The 13028-nt window shown below is 60.2% G+C and carries 9 protein-coding genes; 7 read left to right on the forward strand and 2 right to left on the reverse strand.

The features are described from left to right. The first annotated feature begins 40 nt into the window (after positions 1–40). Positions 41–1198, forward strand: coding sequence for a PHB depolymerase family esterase (locus tag RB623_RS21510; protein WP_308059026.1), 1158 nt, complete (start codon positions 41–43; stop codon positions 1196–1198). An 82-nt stretch (positions 1199–1280) separates the two neighbouring features. Here the strand turns inward: RB623_RS21510 and RB623_RS21515 are convergent, their stop codons facing one another. Continuing rightward, entirely contained in the window at positions 1281–3392 is a 2112-nt protein-coding gene (locus RB623_RS21515) for a catalase (protein ID WP_308059027.1), read from the reverse strand. 254 nt (positions 3393–3646) lie between these two features. On the opposite strand from RB623_RS21515, the gene RB623_RS21520 reads away from it, so the two are divergent. The 4 genes from RB623_RS21520 to RB623_RS21535 all read left to right on the forward strand — a co-directional run bounded on the left by RB623_RS21520 (position 3647) and on the right by RB623_RS21535 (position 9617). Next, positions 3647–4213, forward strand: a complete 567-nt coding sequence (locus tag RB623_RS21520; RefSeq protein ID WP_308059028.1) for a hypothetical protein — start codon at positions 3647–3649, stop codon at positions 4211–4213. Between the two features lie 213 nt (positions 4214–4426). After that, entirely contained in the window at positions 4427–6505 is a 2079-nt protein-coding gene (locus tag RB623_RS21525; RefSeq protein WP_308059089.1) for an ATP-dependent helicase, read from the forward strand. 527 nt (positions 6506–7032) lie between these two features. Beyond that, positions 7033–7428, forward strand: a complete 396-nt coding sequence (locus RB623_RS21530) for a hypothetical protein (RefSeq protein ID WP_308059029.1) — start codon at positions 7033–7035, stop codon at positions 7426–7428. Positions 7429–8888: 1460 nt separating this feature from the next. Next, positions 8889–9617: a hypothetical protein gene (locus tag RB623_RS21535; protein ID WP_308059030.1), complete on the forward strand. Its 729-nt coding sequence runs from the start codon at positions 8889–8891 to the stop codon at positions 9615–9617. A gap of 39 nt (positions 9618–9656) precedes the next feature. On the opposite strand, the gene RB623_RS21540 is transcribed toward RB623_RS21535, so the two are convergent. Next, on the reverse strand, positions 9657–9848 hold the full coding sequence (locus RB623_RS21540) for a hypothetical protein (RefSeq protein ID WP_308059032.1): 192 nt from the start codon (positions 9846–9848) through the stop codon (positions 9657–9659). 1426 nt (positions 9849–11274) lie between these two features. Here RB623_RS21540 and RB623_RS21545 point away from each other — a divergent pair. Together RB623_RS21545 and RB623_RS21550 are read left to right on the forward strand one after the other, a co-directional pair. Beyond that, positions 11275–11805, forward strand: coding sequence for a hypothetical protein (locus RB623_RS21545; protein ID WP_308059033.1), 531 nt, complete (start codon positions 11275–11277; stop codon positions 11803–11805). A 105-nt stretch (positions 11806–11910) separates the two neighbouring features. Further along, the gene (locus tag RB623_RS21550; protein WP_308059034.1) at positions 11911–12462 is read left to right on the forward strand and encodes a hypothetical protein; all 552 of its coding nucleotides are present in this window, start codon (positions 11911–11913) and stop codon (positions 12460–12462) included. Positions 12463–13028 lie beyond the last annotated feature (566 nt).

Raw genomic sequence — 13028 nt, forward strand, 5'->3', positions numbered from 1 at the left:
TTGCCGTCCAATTCCGGGCGTCACAACAAGGACGGCTCCTTTGCGAAAAATCTCCGACACGATCGCGCGGCTTGCCGCGCTTCGGGCCCGAAACTCAGCCTCTCCCGCGAACCTCGGCACGCCCGACCGTCTTTCGGCGCTAGCCGGCTTCGGCTCCAACCCCGGTGCTTTGAATGCGAAATTCTATCTTCCCGATGACCTGCCGGAAGGTGCGCCGCTTGTGGTTGTGCTGCATGGCTGCACCCAGAGCGCGGCAGTATACGACCAACATTCAGGCTGGTCGCAGCTTGCTGACGCAGCCGGCTTCGCGCTGCTCTATCCCGAGCAGCAGCGAAGCAACAATCCAAACCTCTGCTTCAACTGGTTCCAGCCTGCCGATGTGAAGCGGGATGGCGGCGAGGCGCTTTCGATACGCCAGATGATTGAGGCAATGATTGCGGCGCATCGGCTCGACCGCAAACGCATCTTTATCACCGGCCTCTCTGCCGGCGGCGCTATGGCGGCGGCCATGATGGCAATTTATCCCGATGTGTTCGCCGGTGGCGCAATTATCGCAGGTCTCGCTTACGGCAGCGCGACGACGGTCCCGGAAGCCTTTGACCGCATGCGGGGTCATGGCAGCCCCTCGGACGGGGACCTGAGGCGTATGCTCCGGGACGCGTCGTCTCATCTAGGGCCGTGGCCCAGGATTTCGATCTGGCAGGGGACGAGCGACCAGACTGTGGACGCGTCCAACGCCTGGTCAATCGCCAGCCAATGGCGCGGGGTCCACCAGATCGTAAACGAGCCCGCGAGCTCTGCCACTGAAGGCAAGAATGCTAGGCAATTTTGGTGCGATGCCAGCGGAGCGGTCGTCCTGGAAATTAACATGGTTGCCGGAATGGGCCATGGCACGCCGGTCGACAGGAACGGCTACGGAACGCCGGGACCCTACATGCTCGACGTCGGCATTTCCTCGACGCAGGAGGTCGCGCGGTTCTGGGGGATCGCGGAAGGGGAGTCGAGGGGTTTTGCCGGGTGGAAGCAGGACATGGTCGTCTACTCCCCTCCGCCTATCGAGTCCCGATCGAAAGCCGGACCAGGGACGTCAGCGCGATCTCCCCAGCTTTCCGCGTCTCCGAAGCGGGAAACGACTCCGACGTCAGGCGTGCAGAAGATTATCGAGGAAGCCTTGCGGACCGCGGGGCTGATGCGCTGACGAAAATGTGCGTATCGGGGTAGGCGTTTGACGAAGGAGCCGGCCGTTGCCGCCTCCTTGGTCTGCGTTCCTGCAAATCGCGCTACAGCTTTACCGCCGTCTCTCGAGACCAGAGGCGGAGCTTTCGGCAGGACTCGATGAAACCAGCAATTGCCTTCGGATCGCCGAGGACCATCAGCCCTTCATCAGCCTCCGCATCGACGCCGGCCTTCCGCAACAGAGGAGCGGCTCCGGGCGTAAACCCGATGAACTTGCAGTGGGCAAAAGCGTCCGCGACAAAGTCACGCGCGGCCGCCTCCCCCGCCAGGCGCTCAGCGCCCTCCTCTGAAAGCAGCAACACGACCGCATCGAACAGCACCGACGGTCCGCCACCGATCATGTGCTTGGCGGGGATGACGTTGCCATCGGCCGCCTCGACCCCGCCGACCTGCGGCGCGATCACCTCCATCGTGGCGCCTTCCTCTTCGATCGCTGATAGGAGCTTCTTCAAAAGTGCGGCGTCCGCTCCTGGGCTGACCAGCACGCCGACCTTGCGGCCCGCAAAACTGTCGGGTCCGTTTTCGATGATGCTGAGCGCAGGCGACGCTTCAAGGTCATCGCGTGTGGGAACGGCAGCGTCCGCCGGCCTCGGCAGATCCTTTATGCCCAGCTTCTCGGCAACCGTTTCGGCCAACCCCTCGTCGATGTTGAGGAGATGTGAGACGATCCTCTCTCGAATGACAGGCGTCTCGACCTTGCTAAGTTCGAAGGTCAGCGCCATGGCGATGTGCTTCTGCTCCGGCGCGGTCTGACTGTTGAAGAACTGCCGCGCCTGGCTGTAGTGGTCGGCGAAACTCTCCGCCCGCAGCCTCTGCTTCGGCCCTTCCTCCACCTCTACGAAAGAACGGAAGCCACGCTGCCGTGATTCCCGGGGACCCTCGCCGAACGAGTTCGGCTGGTAGTTCACCCGCCCGACCGGATTGCGCATGGCCATATGCCCGTCCTGCTGGAAGTGATGGAACGGGCATTTCGGCGCATTGATCGGCAGGTGGGTGAAGTTGGTGCTTCCGAGCCGCTTGATCTGCGTATCGAGATAGGAAAAGTTCCTGCCCTGCAGCAGCGGATCGTTGGAGAAGTCGATGCCCGGCGGCACGTTCTGCGTCATGAACGCGACCTGCTCGGTCTCAGCGAAGAAATTATCCGGCATGCGGTCGAGCACGAGGCGGCCGACCGGAATCGGCGGCAACAGCTCCTCGGGGATGAGCTTGGTGGGATCGAGCACGTCGAAATCGAAACTGTCAGCGAAGTCCTGATCGAAGAGTTGGACGCGCAATTCCCATTCGGGGAAATTGCCCGACTGGATCGCCTCCCAGAGGTCACGACGGTGGAAGTCCGGATCGGCACCGTTGATCTTCACCGCCTCGTTCCACACCACCGACTGTAGGCCGAGCTTGGGCTTCCAATGGAATTTGACGAAGCTCGACTCGTCCTTGGCGTTGAGCATCCTGAAGGTGTGAACGCCGAACCCCTCCATAAAGCGGAAGGAACGCGGGATCGCCCGGTCTGACATCACCCACATGATCATGTGCATGCTCTCGGGCGTCAGCGAGATGAAATCCCAGAACGTGTCATGTGCGGACGCCGCCTGCGGGAACGCGCGGTCGGGCTCCGGCTTCACCGAATGGATGATATCGGGAAACTTGATGGCATCCTGGATGAAGAAGACTGGGATGTTGTTGCCGACGATGTCCCAATTGCCCTCCTGCGTGTAGAGCTTGACCGCGAAGCCGCGCACGTCGCGGGCGAGGTCGGCCGAGCCCTTGCTGCCTGCTACGGTCGAGAAGCGGACGAAGGCCGGCGTTTTCTCGCCTGCGCGCTGGAAGATGTCGGCGCGCGTGTATTTGGCCAGCGATTTATAGGTCTCGAAATAACCATGCGCGCCGTAACCCCGCGCATGCACCACGCGCTCTGGAATACGCTCGTGGTCGAAGTGAAAGATCTTCTCCCGCAGGTGGAAATCTTCCAGAACGGTCGGGCCGCGCGCACCGACCTTCAGCGAGTTCTGGTCGTCAGAAACTGGCCCACCTTGCGCGGTGGTCAGAATAGGAACGTCGCCTTCGGCAACTTGATGAAGTTCGCCGCCATTGGCGCGATCGAGCTTCTGGTCGTGAACCGTCGCTTTCTGGCCGGACGACCGGCTCGATGGCTTGGCCATTGCTGTTCCTTCGAAAAGTTGGGGCGCGCAGGCGCGTCTCTCACAATGCCGCGGTAGTCGTCTGGTTCCGGCAAGCCGGTGTTTCCAGGGAGTTGCGGTCCCACGCCTCAAGGAGACCGCTGCGATATCAACTGGCCTTCGAGAGCGTAGGGCGAATACCGCCGCCCTCGCGATGCACCTCAAAGCAATAAATCCTCATGTGTGGAACGCTTTGCCTCGGCGCAGCTTCTAGTCTCTCCAACAGGAGAAAATGCATGCGAATAATTACCGGGCTATTCGATACACGTGAGCAGGCCGACAGAGCAGTTTCGGCTCTGGAGGATGCAGATATCCCGAATGCCGACATCAGTATTGTTGGCCCGAGCAGTGACGACGAAAGTGGCGCAGCAGAAGGTGCCGGTATCGGTGCTGCCGTAGGCGGCGTGGGCGGCTTGCTGGCGGGCCTCGGCGCGTTTGTTATTCCGGGAATCGGCCCGGTGGTCGGCGCGGGCTGGCTGGCCGCGACCTTGATCGGCGCCGCTGCCGGCGGAGTTGCCGGCGGGCTTATCGGCTCGTTGACCGATGCAGGCGTGGATGAACGCGACGCGCATGTTTATGCCGAGGGAATTCGCCGCGGGGGCACTCTCGTCACCGCCCGTGTCGATGACGCACATGTTGACGCAGCTACCGCCATACTGGGCCAGGCGGGACCTGTGGATGTCAACAGGCGAAGGGACGAATACGAAGCTGACGGGTGGAGCGACTATGACGATGAAGAAATCGCTACGTCCGAATTGGACCCGCTCGGCAGCCGCCCGATTGTGCCGGGGTTGCCTCGATAGGCGGCTTGCTCACAATCGCCCCTCGACGGTGTCGAGGGGCGATTGCTCTGACCCACGAACCTTAATCCACTGATCGGGGCGGGCGGACACCTCCACGGCTAATCTGTTTTCTAACCAACAGTGGGCCGGGAGGTGTGCGAGGTTAGAGCTATATTTCTACGCAGAAAAATTATGGAGATTGCGAACGAACCGGAAACGCTGCTCCATGGCGGCATGAACGTCGCGCTTCATGATTCGGCTTTCCAGCCATCCTATCTGGCCGCCCTCAATGACGGGCAGCGCGCTGCGGTGGAGCATGGGAACGGGACTATCGCCGGGCCGCTGCTGATCATCGCCGGTGCAGGCTCGGGGAAGACGAATACGCTTGCCCATCGTGTCGCGCATCTGATCGTCAAGGGCGCCGATCCGCGCCGCATCCTGCTGATGACCTTCTCACGCCGTGCTGCCGCGGAAATGACGCGGCGTGTCGCGCGCATCGCTGGGGAGGTGCTGGGCGACAAGACATCCGTTCTCACCGATGGCCTGACTTGGGCCGGCACTTTCCACGCCGTCGGTGCGCGGCTGCTGCGCGATTGTGCACTCGATATCGGGCTCGACCCGGCCTTCACCATCCACGACCGCGAGGATTCCGCGGACCTCATGAACCTCGTCCGGCATGAAGTCGGCCTGTCGAAGACCGAGAGCCGGTTTCCTACCAAGGGAACGTGCCTCGCCATCTATTCGCGGGCCGTCAACGCGCAGAAGCCGCTGGACGAGGTTCTGGCTAAGGCGTTTCCATGGTGCCGCGACTGGAACGACGAGTTGAAGCGGCTGTTCGCCGGTTATGTCGATGCCAAGCAGGCCGAGAACGTGCTCGATTACGACGACCTGCTACTCTATTTGGCGGAGATGGCGAGCGAGCCTGCGCTGGCCGAGCGGCTCAGCGCCCGGTTCGATCACATCCTCGTCGACGAATACCAGGACACCAACCGGCTTCAGGCCTCCATCCTTCTCACCCTGAAGCCCGATGGCGCCGGCCTGACGGTCGTCGGCGATGATGCGCAATCGATCTATTCCTTCCGCGCGGCGGAGGTGCGCAATATCCTCGACTTTCCCGCGCAGTTCCCCGCACCAGCCGAGGTCGTCACGCTGGACCGCAACTACCGCTCGACCGACGCCATTCTTGCCGCCGCCAATGCGGTGATCGGCGAAGCGGTCGAGCGTTTCACCAAGAACCTCTGGACCGAGCGCAGATCGGCCGAGAAACCGCTGCTCGTCACGGTGCGCGACGAAGCGGACCAGGCGAATTACGTCTGCGACCGTGTCCTCGCCGAGCGCGAGGGTGGAACCGCCCTGAAATCGCAGGCCGTGCTGTTCCGCGCCTCCCATCACAGCGGTTCGCTGGAGGTCGAGCTTACCCGCCGCAACATCCCCTTCGTGAAGTTCGGCGGCCTGAAATTCCTGGACGCTGCCCATGTCAAGGACGTGCTCGCGGTCCTGCGTTTCGCCGAGAACTCCCGCGACCGCGTGGCCGGTTTTCGCGTGCTGCAACTCCTGCCGGGGATCGGACCGTCGTCGGCGGCTGCCGCGATGGAGGCCATGACGACGGCTTTGAATCCTGTATTGGGTCTGTCCGCGCACCGTGTGCCGCAACGCGCCCATCAGGATTGGCCCGCATTCATCGATATGTTCGCCAGGCTCCGTTCAAAGTCGAATTGGCCGGCTGATCTGGAACAGGTTCGCCTGTGGTATGAGCCGCACCTCAAGCGCATCCACGAAGACGCCACAACCCGCCGCGCAGATCTGCTGCAACTGGAACAGATCGCGGCCGGCTATCCGTCGCGCCAAAAATTCCTCACCCACCTGACTCTCGACCCGCCGGAGGCGACGAGCGACCGCGCCGGCCCGCCAAATCTCGATGAGGACTTTCTTATCCTCTCCACCATCCATTCGGCGAAAGGTCAGGAGTGGAAGAATGTCTTCGTGCTCAACTCCGTGGACGGATGCATCCCAATCGATCTCGCCGCTGGTGAGCAAGATGACATAGAGGAAGAACGCCGGCTGCTCTATGTAGCGATGACGCGGGCAAAGGATTCACTCCACTTGATCACGCCGCAACGTTTCTACACAAGCGGCCAAGCGCCGCGCGGCGACCGCCATGTCTACGCCTCGCGCACCCGCTTCATACCGGACCATATCCTGGAAGCGTTTGACAGAGTTGGCTGGCCGATGGCGGGCACCACTGATCAAAGATCACCTGCGCCCGCAGTTCGCGTCGATCTCAGGGATCGAATGCGCGGGATGTGGCGCTGATCGCTGAGGCACCGTGCTTTGCAGGAGTGCATAACGAGGCTCGGGTGTTGCTGTCAAATAAGCACCGGTGGCGATTGCCTGCGCCTGTTATCGTTCAGATATCGAAAACCGGAGCCGCCGGTCTGACAAACTCCGGGTCACCGTTCTGATCTGACGACAAACGGATGCCTGCGTTTGAGGCAGGATCCGGGGGATAGTGCCTATCACGCGCCGAACACCAGCGGGGCAGGGGACGTCCAAGCAGCGTGGGGGCTCTACTTCGGGGCCATCCACCTCCATGGCGAGGGCTTTGCCACATTAGGACCCCTCCATGACTAGTCCTATGCTCGACGTTATCGTTGAACGGACGAACTACTCGGGTCTGATGGAGCCGCAGAACACGTGTCGCGGAGAATTGCAGCCGTATGACGAAGAGACCTGATCAAATATGGGGGCTTCAGACCCCATTACCCTCCACAGTGAAGCCGCTAAAATTTCGCTATATTGAAGTTGAAGCAATAATGCTTCTCATTAATATGGAGATATACATGGGAAACTCTGAAACTTCGACTAATAATAACATTGGTAAATATATCGAAGAGTATGCCAATGCCTCAAATTACAACTATCGGGACTTGGCCATCATGGCCGGATTTACGAGTGCCAACATCCTCTACCAGTTCATGAGCGGCCGCGCCAAGGTCCCGCTCGACCGGGTGCCGGGACTCGCGGAAGCCCTTCGCTGCGATCCGTCGCATCTATTTGTCCTGGCGCTCGAACAGTATATCGAGCCCAATCTCTTCCAGCAGATGAGGGAACTGGTTGTGAGCGTCACCGTCAACGAGCGCGGTTGGATTGACGCAATTCGTCAAGCAAGCAGTGGCTCCGATCCGCGGATCACTCCTGATCAGGCCGCCGAGCTGAAGGCCATGCTGGCGCCATAGTAGGCGCCGCCTCAACCGTTTCCGGCACGACGACTATTACGTCGTGCCGGGGTCGGCACCGTTCACTCTTAGAACACGGGGAACCGAGACGAGCGGGATCCATCGCTGATTTCCCTGAGCCCAGGAACCGACTGATGTCGGTCTGATAGGAGCCGCGAGAAAACACGAAGTCCTAGAAAAATCCGATGTGCGTTGATCAGGATGCCCCCTGTCGGCCGACGTCCGGTGATCCTAACCACCTCGTCGTATGGGAGCACCACGTAGGATGTAAGACGCCGCCGAACGTGATCTTGTCCATGAAGGTTGGAGGTCGCCACGTCCTATGCAGAAGCCCCTGGTGTGACGGGCTCCGAACGGCTGGCATCCTCGGAGCCCGTCTGGAGGTGACGTCATGTGGCAACGTCATAGCCAATATAGCAGCTTTATCCTTTTCAGGGCAATAGCCATCATTACTTACAATCGATTCCAGAGCGCGAATTGACTTTGATCTGTCGCTCTTGTTATGAAATAGCTTAGGATGATCTCTGAAATGACTTGCGAAACGATGTCGTGTCCGAGCGTGTTCATCCCACGTTTCAGCCGATGGTGCTCGCTTCGCACAATGGGCACACCGCCACCGTATGGTTCGGCTACGGCGAAATTTATCCTGCGTAATCAATGCTAGTGGCTCTGGATTTCGAATCCACCACAGCGGGAATGTCCACCGGATAGCTATCCAGGCGGAAAATTTCATCCCTGCACGTATTCTCGTCTTGAAAACTAAGTCAGTGTTAACTTAGTATAGAAGCACTTCGCGGGGCTTTGGAGTTGCGCACTCCATCTGGCCCACGATTTTAGCCCCCGAGGCACCTGCAAAACTAGGCACCGGGCTATTCGAGTCCACCGCCGCCCCAAAGCGCTACCTCAAGCCGAACGTGTGCCTTCAACGTCCATGACGCCTGCTGTCCATTTGCTCAATTGCGAGTTGGGTTTTTCAGGTTGCTCAAATGAGCCACCCTCTACATCTCATGGTATGATTTCTGTCGGCGTCGCGCTCACGCCACCGAACACGACCCATCATCGAACCAGCGGTCCTGAGACTGCGCGGGCCGGCGATCCTCGTTTCGTGGCCGACAATGACGAGCGCTGCGGTCGCGAGTCTCAGGCGGTTGCGGGCTGCGGCAGCTCGTCCGATTGGTCGGGCGCTTCGCACGTTGCGGCGGCCACGCAGTCTGCCGTCCGACGCGGCTGGCTCCCCCTATACCACAAACGCACGGATCGCTCGCTGAACCCGACGGACTGGCTCGAAACCGAAGAGGGCAAGTTCGCAAAAGCCCACGGTGATCTCCCGCGCAGGCGCTTTCCAGTGCTCCTGCGCACCGAGGCGGAGACCGAGGCGCTCCTGGCAGCACTCGATCATCTTGATGATACAGGCGCCAGCGCGCTTAACAAATTTGATGCACCGAACGACAACGAGAACGATGGCGGAGCCCAGGAAACGCAAGGGTTTCGGTCAGCTCCGGCCATTCTTTGTCCAGTTGCCTCTTCTTCCCCGACCTCAGCCACTCTCCCAGCCTCCAACGCCGTTTCCCGCGCCGCCCAAGGCGTCAGCGTCACCCCCTACGACCGAATCGAACGTCAATCCCGCCAGGGTGCAGTGGCGGGAGGCGAGCGAGGTCGGCGTCTTCAAGGGTGCCTGCCAGGTCGCGCATGACAAGCTCGGGGTGGCGTGGTCGTTGAACCTCTCTCCACGGAAGATCCAGGATCTGATGATCGTGGCTGCCAACGGGAACGACCCCAGGCGCTCACTTTACCAGGAGATCGACCGCCAGTGTGGGCGCATCCTCGGCTACACGCCACCTTACGCTTTTGGCTTCGACCTCGATGATAACGACCGCCTCCATCTACACGGTGCCGCCGTTCTGCGCGCCGAAACTGGTGAACACCGCAAACTTTTCCACAAGGCCTTGGCTACTGCCGGTGGCAAGATCTCGGGTAAGTCGGGTTCAACTCAGGTGCACAGCAAGTGCCTCTATGACGGTTATGGTTGGGGTCGCTATTCGAGCAAGACCGCGCCACGGGTGCGCAAGCTCCTTGCTGTAGATCGCGTCACGTTCGTCAACCACGCGCTCAAGCAGATGACCCGGATGGCTTGGGAGGCCGCCCTTCCGCCGAAGAAGACGCGCGCCAAGAGGAAACACATCCTGTGAGGTGATCACGTCTTTCCTCGATGATCCGTCGGGAGTGATCTAAGGCATCCACGTCCCGAAGCCGTCGCTTACATCAACCACGCCGCCGACCAGCACGTTGCCGGCCACGCCTGCAGCTCCGCCGCCGCTGAATTTTGTGTCGATGTAAATCGAGCCCGGCTTGTATCCCGGCTTCTCTGCGTAGGCAGTCAGCACACTCTTGCGGCTGACCTCGACGGTGCATGGAGACATCGGACACGCGTGTCCGATGCACGACGTGCCCAGCAAGCAGCCAGTGACCCGAGTCTCCGCAAGTTGATCGGGGGACCGTTGCAAGCGGGGCCGGTCGACGAGCCTCAAATCCAAGAACCGATTAACGCCGAAAGAGCGAAAGCCCCCCCGCAGATGCGAGGTCTTTCAAAGATCCTGTCGCTTTTGATCCTATTGTCCCCTGTGGACGGAGGTTCGGCAATCCAGACCACCTGTTTCGGTCGGGCGCCCTACCTCTGGCTCAGTCCCGTGCCGATTATTGTGGACCTGGTCCATCGTCTCCACGGTCGTGGGATCCAGATAACCCGGCTTAAACCAGTTCTGTTCGACGAGACCGTGGCCGGCCCTGGAACTTTACATTTTCCGACATTGTCATGGCAGCCCATGACAGCGCTTTACCGTATCTTGCCTTTTCTTGGCACGTTCTTGGAGGAAAACCGATTTTGAGCCGGGCGCAAGATTGACGAAGTGCCAAGAACCCGGCCCCGATCTTTACAAAACGGCAAGATCTTAAACTAGGCGACCGATCTGGCCCGCGCCGACGCCCGGAAACACTGAAGAGAAGCGCAGGCGCACCTAGAGCAGAGCAAGCTCAGGCCCACCAAGCCCTTCGAGACCAATTCCTGCAAGCAACCTAGAGCGAACGAGAGATTGCCCAGTAGAGAGCGTAAGTGCGTCAGGCGTAGGGTCCAGGTGCAGGAAACGGGATACAGCGATAATCGGGGCCGAGAGACGGAACTCGAGAACATCTGCGGGTAGGGCGCCACGCCAGCCACATCCTTCCCCTACCAATTCCTGTCCACCTTTCCGGCAGCTATTGATATTCCGGACCTCAGCCTGTCCCTGCCCGTTACCAATGTCCGACAATCCTGAACCATCGGTGCGCACCAGCTGGCTCCCCTGACTGCCAGTGGGAAATTCAGATCGGAAGGGCGCCTCTCGGCTAGCGCTGCGCTGATTGGGTGATCCGATCGACCAAGCGCAGTTCATACCTGTCGGACCCCGCGCGGGGTAGCATGCGCAAATGCCGGCTGACGCCTCGATAGGGGGGTAGGCCACAGGTGGCCTGATCCGCACACCCGTCCAACGAGCCCAATACCGACACCAGTGACACCAGCGAGGACGGCGAACACGACGCCCACGTCGTGGCACGCGTAAGGAGGTCGTGCGAGCCCGCCAGGAGCGCGCTCGGCAAAAGGTGCGTGAACCCCCGGCCAATTCCTGACAGCGTCCAGCGGCTCGCTATGACCGGCAGGTCCGTTCCGCGGAAGCAAGTCGATGCCCTGCGGTCCGACGATCGCCGGCGGCGGGAACGTTGAGAGAATTTCTTTCCGGCCGCGGAAAATCCTGCTTGACTTTTCGATAACGGTAACGTAGAAGTCTGTTACCGTTACAAGAGGTTGACGACATGGCACTGACCCCGGCTGAGAAGCAGCGCCGTTATCGCGAGCGCAAGAAGGAAAAGGACAACTCGCCCGAGCAGAAGCGCAATCAGGTGGACGCCACTCGTCCGTATCTTCAGCAGCCATTTTTCGAATGGATGGGTCGCGGGTGGGATGACGTTAATTTCAAGCTTGGGCTGATCGGCTTTGAAATAGAGCCATTCACTGATGATCGCGGTGCGACCGATGTTACCGCCGTTTTTGATGAATGGGGCACCAGCGAAGGCTACTACGACCAATACAAGACTTCGATCGGCCGCGCGGAATTGATGGTTGCGTGCTTACTCGATGCAGCGGGTGAACTGGCTATCTATGTCAACCGCTACAAGCGCGAGCAGATTGCGAAAGCAATTGCCGACATTGAAGCTAGTGATCTCAGCGACCCCGCCGCGAAAAAGCGCGCACTGGCCGACATCGTCCAGCTGACGAAGATTCGCGCCCAGCTTGAAAAGGATGTGCGCTGGACGCTGGCGCAATGGAAGGTGAAAGGAGACTGACGACCCAGACAGCCCAAAGACGAACGGCGCGACCTAAGTCGCGCCGCCCAGAGATCCGGTGTTACCAGCACCGATCCCTAGTCCGACCAATCATTGGAGATCTACATGTCGGAATTCGACAATACCATCGTTCCCGTTGCGCTTGCAAACACTGCTGATGCGGAGCTTCAAGCGTTTCGCACCTATATCGAGGGCGACCCTGGTCGATACCTCATCAGCTTTGTAGAGGCGGAACTTGACGACTTGTCGTCACTTCTCACCAATCCATTTGACGTGAACGCCGAGGCCGCCCCGGATGTCCTTGGCAACATCGATGGGGCGATCGAGCGGGCCGATGGCATCGCCGCCAATCTTCGGGACATCCGCAATGGCTACGTCGATCAGCTCGGAATTACCGCCGCGTTGAAGGAAGTTGTCGAGGCGCTCCGGCAGAAGATCACTGCGCCGCATGTTAATGCCCTTCGATATGGGCTTGAGGTCATGCAGAACGACGACCGGAAGATCCCTCGCGATCTGCGCGAAGGGCTTCATTCACTTGGAATGCCCAAGGATAACCGGCGTATCGGGGTATTGAATACGTTTCGGCGCGCAGGGTGCGGATCTTGGATGGATCAGCTTAAACAGCCCGGATCTGCTTGCGCGGAGGAGGCAGCGTGATGGCAATGACCCCGGCACTTAGGGCATTGGTCACGAAGGCGAGCGAAAGGTCTTTTGTGCAGGCTGACGATCGCTGTCGAGCGTTTGGCATCATGAGCGAGATGCGGCGGCTGGAACGGCGCGCAGCCCGCCTTGACCAGTCGGCTAAGACTCTCCGCTACGTGGCGAAGTTACTTAGGGCCGAGTCCGACGAAATTTGGGCTTCGATGGAGTAACCGGCGCGATCTGACCCTCAAAGTGTGCGTGAGAAGCGTGCAGCTCGCGGCGGGCTTCTCATTGCCGGTTCGCCGCCGGGGGGGAGTCTTCGAATTTGTGACCGGGTGGTAGCGCGTCGGCGTTCCGCTGAAACGCGGGCGATCCTTTTGAAGGGCCTGGCGCGTTCCTCCATCCGGTCGCAACAGCGCGATCGACAGCAAGCTCGAAGGCAAAGAGTTCATGGGCCCAGTTCGCGGCCGGCCCCCTGTTTATGGAAACCCGCAAATCGGCGCAGCCCTTCGCTCGTCGCTATATCCACACATGCGAACGCAACGAAATCCCCCATACGTGGGGAATTCCTCACGGGACGG

It is taken from the genome of Mesorhizobium sp. LHD-90 (genome assembly GCF_030929505.1).
Lineage (GTDB): Bacteria > Pseudomonadota > Alphaproteobacteria > Rhizobiales > Rhizobiaceae > Kumtagia.